Annotated in this window: 10 protein-coding genes; 1 reads left to right on the top strand and 9 read right to left on the bottom strand. The window is 70.9% G+C overall.

What is annotated here, in order from left to right:
* The first annotated feature begins 56 nt into the window (after nt 1-56).
* Nucleotides 57-926 carry a rhombotarget lipoprotein gene (gene rhlP / locus RAH40_RS14380; protein ID WP_306598248.1) on the top strand — a complete coding sequence of 290 codons (870 nt, stop codon included), beginning with the start codon at nt 57-59 and terminating at the stop codon, nt 924-926.
* Nucleotides 927-3,449: 2,523 nt separating this feature from the next.
* Here the strand turns inward: rhlP and RAH40_RS14370 are convergent.
* Genes RAH40_RS14370 through RAH40_RS14330 form a run of 9 tightly spaced genes read right to left on the bottom strand, consistent with a single transcriptional unit; the run spans nt 3,450 to nt 15,366 of the window.
* Nucleotides 3,450-4,508, bottom strand: coding sequence for an amidohydrolase family protein (locus RAH40_RS14370; RefSeq protein ID WP_306598247.1), 1,059 nt, complete (start codon nt 4,506-4,508; stop codon nt 3,450-3,452).
* Nucleotides 4,505-6,493 carry a glycoside hydrolase family 36 protein gene (locus RAH40_RS14365; protein ID WP_306598246.1) on the bottom strand — a complete coding sequence of 663 codons (1,989 nt, stop codon included), beginning with the start codon at nt 6,491-6,493 and terminating at the stop codon, nt 4,505-4,507. The genes RAH40_RS14370 and RAH40_RS14365 overlap by 4 nt, the downstream gene beginning before the upstream one ends.
* A 16-nt stretch (nt 6,494-6,509) precedes the next feature.
* The gene (locus RAH40_RS14360) at nt 6,510-7,397 is read right to left on the bottom strand and encodes an EamA family transporter (RefSeq protein ID WP_306598245.1); all 888 of its coding nucleotides are present in this window, start codon (nt 7,395-7,397) and stop codon (nt 6,510-6,512) included.
* Nucleotides 7,391-8,686 (bottom strand): class II D-tagatose-bisphosphate aldolase, non-catalytic subunit, encoded by a 1,296-nt coding sequence (locus RAH40_RS14355; protein ID WP_306598244.1) that lies wholly within the window; start codon nt 8,684-8,686, stop codon nt 7,391-7,393. Before RAH40_RS14355 ends, RAH40_RS14360 begins: the two co-directional genes overlap by 7 nt.
* Nucleotides 8,679-9,515 (bottom strand): class II fructose-bisphosphate aldolase, encoded by an 837-nt coding sequence (locus tag RAH40_RS14350; protein WP_306598243.1) that lies wholly within the window; start codon nt 9,513-9,515, stop codon nt 8,679-8,681. The genes RAH40_RS14355 and RAH40_RS14350 overlap by 8 nt, the downstream gene beginning before the upstream one ends.
* A complete protein-coding gene (locus RAH40_RS14345; protein ID WP_306598242.1) occupies nt 9,508-10,449 on the bottom strand; it encodes a carbohydrate kinase family protein in 942 nt (313 codons plus the stop codon). The genes RAH40_RS14350 and RAH40_RS14345 overlap by 8 nt, the downstream gene beginning before the upstream one ends.
* Entirely contained in the window at nt 10,446-11,621 is a 1,176-nt protein-coding gene (locus tag RAH40_RS14340) for an SIS domain-containing protein (RefSeq protein ID WP_306598241.1), read from the bottom strand. The genes RAH40_RS14345 and RAH40_RS14340 overlap by 4 nt, the downstream gene beginning before the upstream one ends.
* Nucleotides 11,622-11,647: 26 nt before the next feature.
* Nucleotides 11,648-12,229 carry an outer membrane beta-barrel protein gene (locus RAH40_RS14335; RefSeq protein WP_306598240.1) on the bottom strand — a complete coding sequence of 194 codons (582 nt, stop codon included), beginning with the start codon at nt 12,227-12,229 and terminating at the stop codon, nt 11,648-11,650.
* An 11-nt stretch (nt 12,230-12,240) separates the two neighbouring features.
* On the bottom strand, nt 12,241-15,366 hold the full coding sequence (locus tag RAH40_RS14330; RefSeq protein WP_306598239.1) for a TonB-dependent receptor: 3,126 nt from the start codon (nt 15,364-15,366) through the stop codon (nt 12,241-12,243).
* Nucleotides 15,367-15,372: the final 6 nt, after the last annotated feature.

Here is a 15,372-nt window from a genome sequence, read left to right as displayed (position 1 = left end):
GCACCCGATTGCGCTTCCCGTAATACAATCCCTTGATTCAACCACCCGGAGCAGCCATGGCCGCAGGACCCAAGCCGATCTTCGCGATGATGGCCGGCATGGCCCTCCTGCTGGCCCCGGGCTGCCTGGGGCCCCAGACCCGCTCCCAGCGCAGCGGGCTCATGGACTACCTCTATCCCAAGCGGGACGCGGCGCCGGCGCCCAACCCCGCCGGGGCGCGCCTGACCCTGCCCCTGAAGCTGGGCGTGGTCTTCGTGCCTTCCACCACCGGCTCCTGGAGGGTCTCCAACCTCGTAACCCCGGCGGGGGAGAGGCCCCTCCTGGACGTGGTGAAGGAGGCCTTCAAGGGCAGGTCCTGGGTGGGCGAGATCAAGGTCATCCCCTCCAGCTACCTCACGGCCCGGGGCGGCTTCGACAACCTGGACCAGGTGTCCCGCATGTACGGGGTGGACGTCATGGCCCTGGTGAGCGTGGACCAGATCCAGTACACCGACCCCAAGTGGTACGCCTTCGCCTACCTTTCCATCGTCGGGGCCTACGCGCTCCCCGGTGACAGCAACGACACCCGCACCCTCATCGACGCCGCCGTCTTCCACGTGCCCACCCGCACCTTCCTGCTGCGGGCCCCGGGCCAGAGCGTCGTGAAGGGCAGCTCCACGCTGGTGAACCGGGAGGAGCGGCTCCGGGCGAACTCCGGCCGGGGGCTGGAGCTGGCCATGAAGGAACTGGCGAAAAACCTGGAGACCGAGGTGGAGACCTTCAAGGCCCAGGTGGCGTCCGGTGAACGCAAGGGCGTCGACGTCATCGACCGGCAGGGCCAGTCCCTGAAGCAGACCGGCGGGAAGGACTTCGGCGGGTCCTTCGGGGGCGTGGAGGTCCTGGCCGGGCTGGCCCTGGCCGCGGCGCTGTGGCGGCGCCGGCGTTGAACCCGTTCGTCCTCGGGGGGGCCGGGCTCTGGCGCCTCTGGACGTGCCACCTCGTCCATTTCGGGGTGGGGCACGCCCTGCTGGACCTGGCGGCTCTTGGCGTCCCCTTCGCGCTGGTGCCGGTCCGGGCCTGGCCGCGGATGCTCCTGGGGCTGTTCCTGGTGGCGCCGGTGCTGAGCCTGGTCCTGCTGCCCGGGCTGGACGGGGGCACCTACCGGGGGGCCTCCGGGCTGGCCTGCGCCGCCTGGTCCATGGCCGGGGCCGCGCTGGCGCGGGAGCGGGGGACGCGGGCGGAAGGGTTCCTGCTGCTGGGCCTGCTGGGGGCGAAGCTGGTGGCGGAGGCCTGGTCCGGGGCCGCCTTCCTGCCGGGGGGGGCGGGCTGGGTCAGCCTGCCCGGCGCGCACCGCTGGGGCGCGGTCCTGGGGGGGCTCGCTTCGCCGATGATCGTGATGGGCATCCGCCTGCCGCGCCCGCCCGAAGCGTCGAACGAGGAAGGGAACGGACGGCCTGCCGCCAAGCCGCCCGCGTAGCTCCTGGGGGGTGGCCCGCAGGAGCAGGTGGCCCTTGAAGGCGACCTTGAGGCTCGCGGTCGGGCCTTGCACGGTGCCCAGGTCGAGGCCGTGTTCGTAGTCCGTGATCCGGTAGGCTCGAGGCTCCAGGCCGCGCAGTTCCAGGGCGCCCTTCCAGGTGCTGGCGAAGCTTCCGTAGTAGAGGACCTCCCCTTTCCGGACGGCGTGGGTCTCGGGCAGGTCGAAGCCCAGGTCGTAGAGCGAGCCCAGGTATTCGCCCTGGGAGAGCCGGGTGGCGGCGTAGATCCCGAGCCACTTGGCGAAGTCCCGCTCCCGGGCCGGGGTCAGGTCCGACGTGCTGCGCTTGCGGGCCAGGGAAGGCAGGACGAACTGGGAGCCCGGCACGCCGCCCACCGCCAGCGTGGAGGCGAAATCCGCGGCATGGTCGCTCAGTTCCACGTGGTCGCCGAAGTAGGCCACGCCGTCGCCCATGAGGGCCTTCAGGAGCTTGCCCTTGGTACGGACCTGGTAGGAGTCGTGGGGATCGGACGCCACGGCCATGTTGAATTCCGGCATGGTGTGGAAGGCATAGGCGGTGCCGCAAGGGCAGAATTCCACCAGGGCCCCGGGTTTCAGGGCGCGGGCGGTTTCGGTGATCATGCGGATGAAGGCGGGGATGGCCCGGGAGGACTCCCCGGGGTCGGCGTGGTGGTGGGCGGGGTTGTGGCAGGGCGGGATGCCGTTGAGGTACTGGCCGTCCAGCTTCAGCCCGTCGAAGCCCCAGGTTCCGATCATCGTCCGCACCAGGGCCCGGGTGTGCTCGATCACGGCTGGGTCGGCGGGGCAGAGGTAGTAGGTGGGCCACCAGGAGATCCGCCGCCGGGAACCGTCGGGCTCCAGCAGGGCCGATCCGGGGTGGTCCCGCTCGAAGCGGCTGCCGCGCTGGCCCATGAGGGGCGCCCACCAGAGCTGGGCGCGCATGCCGCCGGCGTGGATGCGGTCCGCCATGGCCTTCAGGCCCGGGCCGCCGGCGGGGAACTTCCCGGGGTCCTCGCCCCAGTCGGCGTAGTTGTCCTGCCAGCCGTCGTCCACGGTCGCCCATGCGAAGCCCAGGCGCTGGGCGGTGGGCAGGGTGCCGTAGATCTGGGCGGGGCGCATGGTCCTGCCGTAGCCCCAGGCGCACCAGATGGGGTCGAAGGCGGCCGGTGGCGCCTCGGCCATCCTGAATCCCTGGAGGGCCATGAGGCGGCGGTACGAGGCCAGGGTCTCGAAGCAGTCCCCGCGGTGCACGGAGATGAAGGTGCGCAGGCCGCGCAGGGTCGCGCCCGGGGCCAGGGAGGCCGACCCGTCCATGCGGAGCCCGACGCGGACCCGGCCGCCCCGGTCCATGGCCACGGGGAGGGACACGGCTTCAGGTTCCTTGCCGAGATGCCCGACGCCCAGGCCCCCCTCGCGGGTCCACACGTCCGCCACGGGCGTGCCGCCTCCGTAGTCGGTGGCGTTCATGCCGAGGAAGTTGCGCTGGCGGAAGCCGGGGCGCAGGGGCAGGATCCAGTTGGGGCGCTTCTCGTAGGAACCCGGCTGGAAGGACCACCAGGCCGGGGCCGCGTCCAGCGTGTAGGCATTGCGCGTCCAGCCGGTGGTGCGAATGGGGGCGGGCCCGGCGTTGGTGTAGTCCACGTCGAACAGGGCAAGACCTGGCCAGGCGGTGTAGACGGTGACCGCCACCGTCTTGCGGAGCGGGCCGGAGGCGCCTTCGAGCACCAGGCGCTCCCCCTGTCCGAAGGTGTCGGCGACGGGTTCCCTGCGGTGGGCCACCACAGAGAAGGTGGCCCGCGTCCCCTCCAGGGCGTCGGATTCGGAGAAGGGTCCCAGGGGCCGCTCCCGGTCCCCGGAATGGGCGACGACGCGGCTGCGCAGGTGGTCGTCGAACTCCACTCGCAGCAGGGGTGTCTGGATGCTGAGCCCGGAGGGGGCCGAGAGGGCGAGGGCGGCGATCAGGAGGAGGGGCATGTCAGTTCCGCGCGACGCGCTTCATGAGGGCAAGGGCGTTGTCGCGGTAGAGCTTGCGCAGGATACCGGGCTCCAGGCCGAAGCCGTACAGGGGCCAGTGGTAGCCGAACTGCTCCACCTCGTAGAAGTGCTCGTCCTCGCTTTCCAGGATGCGGAAGGTGATCTGGTACATCGCGGCGTCCATGCCCATGTCGGTGCCGTACAGGAGCCGGTCCTGGTACCTGCCGATGAACTGCGCGGCGGCCCTGGGCACGGGGGCGGTCTCGGCGAAGCGCGCCCCGATGTCGGCGTAGAGGTTGGCGTGGCGGTCCAGGAGGGCCGCCAGCTGGGCGAGGTCCTGGCAGCAGTTGGCGAGGTGGCACGCGATGAAGGTCGTCCGGGGATGCCTGGCGACGGCCCGGTCCAGGGTGGCCAGCACCTGGTCGTGGCGGAGGATGGCGGGGGAGTCGGCGATCTTCCAGGTGAAGGCGTTCATGAGGCCGTCGTTGGAGGCGTCCGCGGGCTCGTACATCCACTGGTCCTCGCCGACATGGACGTTGATGGGCAGGCCCAGGTCGGCGCAGGCCTCCAGGATGGGATCCATGCGCGGGTCGTCCAGGTGCATGCCCCCGGCGTTGCCGGCGAGGCCCCCGCCCTTGTCCGTGACCTCGCCCACGCCCTTGGCCCCGGCCGCGCGGCAGCGGCGAAGCTCGGCCACGACGCCTTCCGCGAATCCGGGCCGGCCGGAGCCGGTGAAGTCGATGCCGCACCAGAGCTCGAAGTGGCGCGGGAACTTCCCGTAGCGCTTCACGGCCGCGTCGAAGTCGGCGCCCCCGCCGGTGACCAGCACCACCGTGCGCTCGATGCCGGACCGGTCCATGGTGGCGGCCCACGCCGCGGCCTGTTCATCGGTTTCCGCGTAGGCGTGGGAGTGCATGTCCACCACGGGGAACCGCGCCTTCTCCACGCGGGTGACGGGGATCCGGTAGATGGACCGGGGGCGGTAGTCCTTGAGGAGGAGCTGGTCGGGGGCCTGGGCCCCGAGGGTCGTGGCGAGGAGGAGGATGGCGGCTGGGTTCATGGGGCGGCCTCGAGGAGAAGGTGGTCCGTGAAGGCGACGGCGAGGCGGGGCGGCCTGCCCTCGGCGGAGGTCACCGTGCCCAGGTCCCGGCCTTCGGCGTAGTCGCGCACCCGGTAGGAGCCGGGCCGGAGGCCCCGCAGTTCAACTTCGCCCCGCCAGGGGCCCGGGGCGTAGAAGGCGTAGTGGAGGATGCCGTCCTTGGCCACGGCGTAGCCTTCCGGATGGTCCACGCCCAGGGTGTAGAGGTTCAGGAAGGTGCCGCTGGAGAGGCCCTTCCGGTCGTAGAGCGCGAGCCACTTTCGCCAGGTGGCTTCCCGGGCGGGGGTGAGGTCCACGGGGCCGGACTTGGGCACCACCCCGGTGGGGGGCCAAACGAACTTGGTGCCCACCACGCCGCCGGTGCCCAGGGTCGAGGCGAAATCCTCTCCGGTTTCAAACCAGTCGTCATGGCCTTCCCGGGACATGGCGCTGAGCTCAACGTGGTCGCCGAAGACGGCGGCGGCGGGGCCCATCAGGGCCTTGAGGATCTTGATGCGGCGGCGGACCTGGACGGCGCCCACGGGGTCGGCGGTGACGCCCTGGTCCTGGAAGGGGAGCCAGTCCGCGGAAGGCAGGGTGCCGCAGGGGCAGATCTGGATGACGGCCTCGGGTTTGAGGGCGTGGACGGTCTCCTGGATCTCCCGGTAGACCTCGGCGGCGGCGCGGGTGGATTCGTCGGGGGAGGCGTGGTGGTGGGCCGGGTTGTAGCAGGGGGGGACGGCGTAGACATTGTCCATCTTGAAGCCGTCGAAGCCGGTATCCCGGATGAAGCCGGCCGCCATGGCCCGGAAGTAGGCGCGCACCTCGGGCAGCGCGGGATCCAGGACGGCCAGGTCCCGGACCATCAGGGCGGGGCGGCCCGCGGGGTCCAGCACGAGCCACTCGGGATGGTCCTGGGCGACGCGGGACTGGCGGTAGCGGTGGGACTCCCCCTTGCCGTTGGGGATTTCGGCGGCGAGGGGGAGCCACCAGAGCTGCACCTTCACGCCGGCCCTGTGGTACCGGTCCACCAGGTCGCGCAGGGACGTGCCGGGGAAGGTGTCGGGGCGGGGCTTCCAGTCGCCGTAGGCGTCGAACCAGCGGTCGTCGAGGGTGGCCCAGGCCAGGCCCAGGTCCTTGAGCTTGGGGAGCACGCCCTCCATCTGCGCGGGCGTGATGTCGAAGCCGTAGCCCCAGCTGCACCAGGTGGCCTCGTAGGCCGTCGCGGGCGGAGCCTTGGGGCTCCGCCCCATGAGCGTGGACCAGAGCCGCAGGGGATCGTAGAAGTCCCCGGCGTGGACCGAGACGTAGCACCGGGGGGAGGTCCAGGTCTCGTGGGGCGCGAGGGTCCGCGCCGGCAGGACGAGGGCGGCGGTGGTGCCGCCGGGGCCGCCGGTGACCGGAAGGGCGCAGGCGCCCGTCGTCAGGAAGCCCAGGGACGCGCAGGTGGCGGCGTTCCAGAACGCGGCGACGGGAATCCCTCCGCCCAGGCCATTGGGGTTCATGGCGCCCATGGCGTTGGGACGCGTTCCGGGTCGGGGCTCGAGCACTTCGTCCTCGCCCCATTCGACGCTCGAGCCCTGGAACGAATGGAGGGGACCCGCTGCCATCCGGGTGCGGAGCACGGTCTGGGCCGCGAGCGGTAGGGGCCGGGCCTGGGGGTTGACGACCCGGATGGAGGCGAGCAGGGCCTCGCCCCGCAGCTCCAGGATCAGGGTCCTGGCGGGAGCGCCCAGGAAGGGCACCTCCATGCGGCCGCCGGCGGCCTGGGCCCGGCGCAGGTCCAGCACCGGCGCCTCCCGGCCGGGTCCGGCGTCCAGGGTGAGGCGCCGGCCTCCTTCGAGCCGGGTGGCCAGGATGCGCCCGGAGGGCAGAACCTGGAATTCCGCGCGGGGTCCGGCCAGCTTGAGCGGCGCGGCCGCGGCCACGACGCAGACCAGGGCCGGGAGGAGCTTGGAAATCGTCATGGGGGGACCTCCGGGTTCAGGCCTGGGCGGGCTTCTCGTCTTCCCAGCCCATGAGCAGGGTCGCCGCCAGGGCCGCGGCCATGCCCAGGGCCTGCGGGGCCAGGGGCAGCGTGCGGAACAGGACCAGGGAGATGACGATGGTCACCACGGGGGCGCCCGCGTTGATGAGGGGGGAGACGATGATGGCCCTGCCGTGGCGGAAGGCGTACACCAGGAGCAGGGCTCCCACGGCGTTGAGCACCTGGATCAGGGCCGCGAGCCAGGGGCCGCGGAAGCCCCAGTTGATGGTCCTGCTGAAGTCGGTCATGAACCAGGCCGCGGGCGCCAGGAGGAGCCCCGTCACGGTCATGTAGAAGAAGATGCTCTCGGCGCGCATGGACTTGTTGCCGTGGGAGATGACGAAACCCTGGAAGCCCCAGGCCAGGAACACCAGCAGGGCCGGGCCCACCCACAGGAGGCCCGGGCCGGCCTTGGCTCCGGGAGGGGCGTAGGCCAGCAGGATGCCGGCTGCCAGGGCCAGGGCGATGCCGGCCCACCCCCGCGCCGAAGCCCGCTCCCGCGAGATGACCAGGGCCAGGATGATGGTGACCAGGGGCGAGAGGGCGATGAAGGGGAAGACGAGGTAGGCGGGCGCGATGCGCAGGACCTTGAAGAGCACCAGCTGCCCGCCGGCGCCCAGGAAGCCCGCGAGGCATCCGTAGACCACGGACCTGCGGTCCGTCTCCACCCGCCACCCCACCCGCGCCAGGGCCACCAGGCAGGGCGGGATCATGGTGACGGCCCACACGATGTAGCCGAGGGTCTCGGGGAAGCCCGCGGCCGCCGGCGTATCGATGAGCGCGCCCCACAGGCCCCAGGCGAGGACGGTGACGAGGGTGTACAGGAACCAGGTCTGCTTCAGCATGGGGATCCTTGGAGTTGGCAGGCGGCGGCATAGTGCCCCAGCACGCGGCGAACGGCATGGATGGCCACGGCCCTGCCGGTGGGCGGGAGGAGCCCTTCCCGCACGGCGTCGTATTCCAGGGGGCGGTACTGGCTGAGCAGTTCCAGCGGGAGCGGACCCTCGGTGAGCTCGAAGAGGCGCGCCACCTCGGCGACCACGTCCGGGTCGGCCCAGTAGTACCGGGAACGGTCGCTCAGGCTGAACCTGCGGGCGAAGGCCAGTTCGCCTTCCTTCCCATGGTAGTGGTTCTTCCAGTGGATGGGGTTGCCGAGCATGACGGCCTCCAGGACCTCGGCGAGGCGGGGCCGGGGGCGCGCGGGGTTGAAGGCGTGCAGCTCATGGGCGATGGCCTCCAGGGAGAAGAGGGCCTCCCGGTAGGCGAAGGTCAGCCAGGGGCCCACCTTCAGGATGGCGAAGCGGTCCTCCACCAGCTGGCGCAGGGCCTCGGGGGTCTGGTAGTCCGTGGAGTGGGCCTCGTACATCCAGGGCGCACGGGAGGCGAGGGCGGCCGCCAGGGGTGCGGCGGCCTCCCGGCGGTAGGGGTGGATCTCGGCCTGGCCGAATTCGACGCCGGGCTGCACCACCAGGGCGATCACGCGCTCCCATGCGCTGTCCAGGCCGAGCCGGAGGAAGGCGGCCCGGGTGATGTCGAGGGTGGCCGCCACGTCCCCGGGGGCGGTAGGGCGCAGGCCGGGGTCGCCGTCCTGGGTGCCGCCGGGGGGCGGCACCTCGGTGCCGATGACGTAGACCGGCGCGGGCCCCGGGTGCCGTTCGCGGGCCACCTCGGCCCGGAGGCAGAGGGCCGCGGCGCGTTCGGCCACGACCGGTCCTGGCAGGACCGCGGGGTCGCCGGCGCAGGCCATGCTGGCGTCCAGGTGGATCTTCTGGAAACCGGCGGCCACGTAGGCTTCCACCAGGTCGCCCGCCTTGGCCATGGCGCTCCGGGCGTCCTCCCCGCGCCAGGGATTGGGGCCCAGGTGGTCGCCGCCCAGGATGATGCGCCGGGGGTCGAAGCCGGCCTCGGCGGCGAGGGCGTGGACGAAGGCGACGAAGGCGCCGGGGGTCATGCCGGTGTAGCCGCCGAACTGATCCACCTGGTTGCAGGTGGCCTCGATGAGCGTGGGGGTCCCGTCCGCCGCGGCCTGGTCCAGGGCGGCGCGCAGGACCAGAGGGTGGGCCGAGCACACCGCGTAGATCCCGCGCACCCGGCCTTCGCGGCGGTCCTTCTGGAGGGTGAGGAGGTCAGGCATGGCCGTCCTCGTCCATGAGCATCCTCAGCTTGGAGGCGATCAGGTCCTTCACGTCGCGGATGGCGGGGGGGAAGATGGCGCGGATGTCGATGCCGCTGGAGGCCAGGAGCTCGCGCTTGATGCCGCGCACGAAGGCGTCCTTGGTCTCGGTGGCCACGTTGACCTTGCAGATCCCCCGGGCCACCGCGGCGCGGATGGAGGCCTCCCCCACGCCGGAACCGCCGTGGAGCACCAGCGGGACGCCCGTGAGGCGGTGGATGCTGGCCAGGCGCTCCAGGTCCAGGCGGGGCTCGGCCTTGTAGAAGCCGTGGGCGGTGCCGATGGAGACGGCAAGGGCGTCCACGCCGGTGGCCTCCACGAACAGCGCGGCCTGGCCGGGGTCGGTGAGGCCGGCGGGGTCGGCCTCCTGGCCGAGCTTGGCCACGAACCCCAGCTCGGCCTCCACGTTCGCCCCGGTGGCCCGGGCCAGGGCCACGGCCTGGCGGGTCACGGCGATGTTGCGGTCCAGGTCCTGCTCGCTGGCGTCGATCATCACCGAGTCGAAACCGGCCTGGAGGCAGTCCGCGACCAGGTCCAGGCTGAGGGCGTGGTCCAGGTGGATCCACCCCTCGACGCCGTGCTGGCGCAGGCCGGCGCGGCCCATGGCCAGGGCCACGGCCAGGCCCAGGTAGTCGATCGAGCCGCGGGTCATCTGCAGGATGATGGGCTGGCCCAGATCCGCGGCGCCCTCCAGGACCCCGCGGAGGGTCTCGGCGTTGTAGTAGTTGGCGGCCAGGAGGGCCCCCTTGCGGTCCCTCATCTCCAGGAGCTTCTCGCGCAGGCTAGGCATGGAAGCGCTCCCGGGCAACGGCGAGGACCGCGGGCAGGTCCGTGAAGGCTCCGGTGCCCCCGGCGGCGGTGGTGTTGACGGCGCCCATGAGGCAGCCGTGGCGCAGGCAGGCCTCGCAGGTGTCCCCGGCGATGAAGCGGGAGACGTACCCGGCGTCGAAGCTGTCCCCGGCGCCGATGGCGTCCACCACCCGGCTGTTGAGGAAGGAGGGCTGGAAGCGGATGGCATGCCCCTGGGCGGCGGTGGCCCCGGCGGCGCCCTGCTTGGCCACCACCGTGTGCGCGTGGGGCCGGAGGGCCTCCAGGGCCTCGGGGATCGTGGCCTTCCGGGTGAGGTTGAGGAGTTCCTGCTCGTTGGGGAGGAAGACGTCCACATGGGGCAGGATGGCGGCCAGGTCCAGGTCCCAGCGCTCCGCGGGGTCCCACTGGGGATCGAAGGAGGTGGTGAGGCCGCAGGCCTTGGCCCGGCGGAACAGGGCCGGGATCTCCCGGAACAGTCCGGGCTGGAGGAAGGCCGAGGCGAAGTGCAGGTGCCGGGCCGAGCCCAGGCGCTCCTCGGTGACGTCGGCCAGGGAGAGCTGGGCCATGGCCCCCATGTAGGTGGCCATGGCGCGGTCCTCGCCGCGGTTGAGGACGACCGTGGCGCCCGTGGCGTGGGCCGGGGTGCGAAGGACCAGGGCGGTGTCCACGCCCCTGGCGCGCAGGCGCTCCACCACCAGGTCGCCGAACAGGTCCTCGCCCACCCGGCCCAGGAAGGCGACCTTGGTGCCCAGGGTGCTGAGGTTGCTGGCGAAGATGGCGGAGGAGCTGCCCAGGGTGAGGGTCATGGCCTCGGCCAGGACCTCCTTGCCGAGTTCCGGCAGGCCGGCGAGACCGTCGAGGATCAGGTCCACGTTCAGTTCGCCGACCACGAGTACGTCAGTGGTTCTCGTCATCCTCGCTGCCTTTCGCTGGCTGGGTAGATCGTAACGCCGCGTACCACGCGGGAGATGCTTCCGGTGGGAGAGGGGCTGTCGGGACGCAGGCCCAGGGCGATGGCCTTGTGGACCCCCAGGATCTGGGCCGTCAGGACCGCGCAGATGGCGCGCTCCTCGTCGTCCATGGAGCCGTCCAGGGGGATGGCGGCTTCCCGGCCCGAGGGGTCCCGGAGGCCGTCGCCTACGCCAAGGTGGAACAGCCCCTGCGCGCCGCCGTGGATCTCGTCGACCAGGTCCGCCTCGTAGGCCCGGTGGCCGGGGCGTCCCGAGAACAGGAAGACGAGGAGCGTCTCTCCGTTGATGGCGGCCTTGGGGCCGTGGCGGAGTCCCAGGAAGGATTCGTAGGCGCAGATCACCGCGCCGTTGCTGAGCTCCTGGAGCTTGAGGTGGCACTCCCGCGCGGCGGCCTTCAGGGCGCCCGAACCCAGGAAGATGGCCCGGGTGAAGGGCAGGGCCCCCAGCCGGCGGAACAGGTCGCCCTGGGTGGCCAGGAGGTGCTCGGCCGCTTTCGCGAGGCACTCCACCCGCGCACCGGCGGCCTCCAGGCCCTCCAGGTCCGCCAGCAGCAGCCCGGCCAGGGCCATGCCGGTGAAGCTCCCGGTCATGGCCAGGCCCTGGTCGTCGGCCTCCGGCGGCAGGACGAACACCTCCCGGGGGCCGCGGGTGGCGTGGTTCGCCAGGGCGCCCTGGGGGTTGCAGGTGACGACGAGGTGCCGGACGTCCTCCAGGCGGGCTTCGGCGCAGTCCAGCGCGGCCACGCTTTCGGGGCTGCTGCCGGAACGGGCGAAGGAGATGAGCAGGGTGGGCACGTTCCGGGGGAAGGCCTCCTCGGGGTTGGTGACGATGTCGGTGGTGGGCACCGCCCGCACGGCGCGCCCGGTGCGCAGGGCGTAGCGGCCCTGGAGCAGCTCGCCGATGTAGGCGGAGGAGCCGGCCCCGGTGAGGACGATCTCCCGGTCCGGGCCCAGGGCCCCGGGGTCGAGGAAGGTGGAGAGGCGGTGCTTCTCCCCGCGGAGCCGGGTCCAGATCCTGCGCCAAAGCGCAGGCTGGCCGAGGATCTCGGGAAGGGTGTGGAGGCCGCCCAGGGTGGCCCGGGCCTCCTCGTCGAATTGGGAAAAGACTGCGCTCATGCAGTGAGGCTCCAAGGAAATCCGGATCAGAACCGGTAGGTGGCCATGAGGCTGACGTACGCCGGACGGCTGGGATTGGTGGTCGCGAGGTCGATGTCCGCATTGGACCGCCACTCGGTGAAGGTGTAGAGCACGGTGGCGGACCAGTTCCTCGTGAGGTCGTAGTCGAGGCCCAGGCGCCAGCCGGCCTTCAGGTGGTTGTCGGCGGGGTAGAGGGAGGGATCCCCGCCCCGCTGGGTGCCCTTCCACACGTGGACCGAGGGGCCGGTGCGGATCGCGAGGGGGACACCCTCCCAGGGGCGGTAGACCAGATCGACGCCCACCCGGGTGCCGCTCAGTTCGAAGGTGGGCCGGTCGGGCGTGCCGTCCCGGCTGGGCATGTGGGCGTAGCCGGCGTATACCAGGAGGTCCGGCCCGAAGGACGGGATGCCGAACTGGACGCCGGCCTCGGCGGTGTAGCCGCCGGTGGTCTTCCCCGTGAGGTCGACGGTGCTGCCCTGGTTGACGACGGGGCCGCCGGAAAGCAGGAACCGGGTGTCCGCGGCCCGGGCCGGAGCGCCGAGGGACAGGACGAGAGCGCAGGTGAGCAGTGCGTGGGTGGCAGTCATGGAATCTCCGCTCAGAACCGGATGCCGGTGTCGAAGGTGATGGACCTGCCGGCGACCCTGCCGGTGCCCACGTCCGAGACGTCGTCGGCCGCGCGCCACCCGTTGCCGGCGTACTGCGGGGGCTGGCCCGCGGTGTCCACCAGGCCGGTGCCCGCCAGGGTATAGGGGCCGCGGCGCTTGGCGTTGAAGACGTTCCCGATGGTCACGTCCACGAAGCCCTTCACGGTCCTCCACAGGCCGATCTCGAGGTTGTACTTCAGGCTGAGGGTGGTCAGGTCCGTGTTGGTCATGCGGCTGCCGTCGGCCGTGAGGAGAATGGAATTGGGCAGTCCGCCGGTGTTCTGGACGTTGGCGTCGTTGTAGCCCGCCAGGGTCGGCGCGGGGATGTTGACGGTGGTCCAGCGGCCTTCGGGCCTGCCGCTGGTGTACGAGCCCTGCAGGGTGACGTTGGATTTCACCTTGCCCTGGCTGAGGTTGAAGGAAAGGTACAGGTTGAAGATGTGCTCCGGGGAACGGAGGGTCATGGGGTTGTACTGATCCCGTGCGTACATCGAACCGTAGTAGTCCCGGAAGTTCGCGATCTGGCTCGTGGTGCGGTCGGGATTGTCGATGTTGTAGCGGGTGTTGGCCATCATCCGGGCGAAGGTGTAGTTGCCGTAGATGGTGAGGCGGCCGGTGACGGGCGTCATCCATTCCAGTTCGAGGCTCTTGTAGGTGCGCCTGGAATCCGGATCATTGCGAAGGACCCGCTTGAAGTTGGCGGAGCCGGATTCGTCGGTGTAGACTTCGCCCGGGAACCAGTCGAAGAGATTGGACCAGGTCTTGTAGATGGCCGTGGCGCGCCAGTAGCCGCCGTTGGCGTAGGCCCGGCGGAAGCCCGCCGTGAGCTCGTGGGAGACCGGGTTCTTCCAGTTGGGGTCGATGGTGAAGGTGTCGCCGGCGTAGGTGCGGGTGAGGGCGGTGTAGTTGCCCGGATCCTGGAGCTGGGCCAGGTTCACGTAGTAGGGCGCGCTCGACCCCTGGCTCCAGTAGGAGACCGTCTGGTTCCCGTAGCGGCCGTGGGCCGCGGGCAGGAACAGCGAGCCCGGGGAACTGGCCTGGAACTCGCCGTACGAGACGTTGATCAGCCGCGCCTGGTCGCCGCCGAGGTCGAACTTGTACTCGAACCGGGGGTTGAGGCGTCCGTAGGAGACGAAGGTGCCCACCTCGTCGCTCGCCTTGAACCGGTCGTAGCGGAGGCCGGCCATGATGCTGTGGTGGCTGTTGATGGTCCAGAGGTCGTTGAGGTAGATGGAGGTGGTCTGCTTGCGCATGTCCCCGCCCTCGGAGCCGGTGCGGCTCACCCGCAGCGGGATCAGGCCCAGGCCGCCGGGGAAGTGGGTGTCGGAGCCGGGGGCGCCCAGGCCGGGATTGACCAGGCCGTCGTTGAGGACGGGGGTGGCGCCGTAGGTGGGATCCAGGTCGCGCAGGGTGGCGGTGGCGGCGTTGTAGACCAGGAACTGGCCGGTGGCAGGGTCCTGGCCCGGGACGATGTACTGGTCCTTGGCCGCACCCACCTGGATGCCCCACTTGAACCGTTCGAGGTCCACGCCCACGTCCACCAGGTGCCTGGAGCCGCCACGGGAGAATTCCCGGGAGAAGTTCACCAGGAGGGAGTCGTTCAGGATCGTGTCGCCCCGGTCCGCATTGTAGCCGTTGATGTTGTAGGCGGTTCCCCCGGAGGCGTAGCCGTCCAGGAGGCTGGTGACGGGGTTGAGGCCGTCGGCGTCGTGGGCTCCGGGGATGAAGGTGGTCCAGATGGAGGCCTTGCCGGGGCTGTAGGGGTGGGGCCAGGTGCGGTAGGTGTGGCCCACCCGGGCCTCCAGCACGCCCGCCTCGCCCAGGACGCCCTTGTAGCCCAGGTTCCAGAGGTGATGGTGGTAGTCGTCGGTGGAGGCCCCCACCGTGTCGATGCGGCCGAAGCGGGGGATGCCCCAGTAGGCGTTGCTGTCGTTCTGGGTGTAGTTCCACTCCAGGCTGTGGTTCTCGGTGATCTGGGCGAAGACGACGAACTGGTGGAACTTCGAGACGTCCTGCATGGTGTCCAGGCCGCCCAGGCCGTACGTGTTGGCGGGCACCACCCCCTGGCCGGGCACGAAGGTGTAGGTGGCCTGGCTGGGCAGGCCGTTGAGGGAGGTGTTGCCCACGAGCCCGTTGTAGGAGTGGTTGGGGGTCTGCTGGGTGCCGTAGGCGAAGGTGATGTGGTCCTTCCAGATGGGGCCCCGCACGGAGATCTCGTAGGTGCGGTTGGAGAAGTCGTCGCTGGGCGGAACCGGATCGCCGGGGCTGCCGTTGCGCCGGGCGTAGGAAGGCCCGTTGTCCTGCCAGTAGTTCTTGTGGTACTTGGCCCGCAGGCTCCCGGTGAAGGTGTTGCTGCCCCGGGTCGTGACGATGGAGACCAGGCCGCCGTCGGTGTTGCCGTACCGTGCGTTGAGCGGGGACTGGATGACGGACATGCTCTCGATCATGTCCATGAGCGTGGTGAGCTCGTTGAGGTAGCCGCCGCCCTCCTCCGTGATGTTCAGGCCGTTCTGGATCACCTTGGTGCTGTGCTGGATGCCGCCGCGGATGGAGAGGGCGTCGTCGCCGTAGCCTCCCACGTTGGGGTCCAGGGTGCCGGTGATTCCGGGGGACAGCTGGATGACGGCGTCCATGTTGAAGCCGGCGAGTTCGTTCAGGCTGTCCATGGAGAAGGTGGAAGAGGTCACGGTGGTGGTCTTGTCCACCTGGGAGGCCTGGTCCACCACCTCCACCGTGGCGCCCTGGGTCACCATGGGGGTGAGGATGACGTCCTGGCGCGCGGTCTGGCCGGGCACCACCTGGAACTGGCCCTTGATGGTGATGTAGCCGGAGGCGGTGACGGTGATGGCGTACTTGCCGTTGGGCAGGAGGCCGACGCGGTACTGGCCGGTCTCGCTGGACGTGACAGTGCGGTCGCCCAGGAGGCTCGGGGAGCTCAGGCGCACCAGGGCGCCGGGGATGGGCTTGCCGGCCCGGGTCATGATCTGTCCGGACGCGATGCCGGTGGTCTCCTGGCCGAACAGCTGGCTCGCGGCCAGGATCATGGCGATCGGCGTGAACAATCTTCGCTGCAGCATGGATGG

Origin of the sequence: Geothrix sp. 21YS21S-2 (assembly GCF_030846775.1) — a bacterium.
Classification (GTDB): Bacteria; Acidobacteriota; Holophagae; order Holophagales; family Holophagaceae; genus Mesoterricola.
This window is presented reverse-complemented; position numbering and strand designations above follow the sequence as displayed.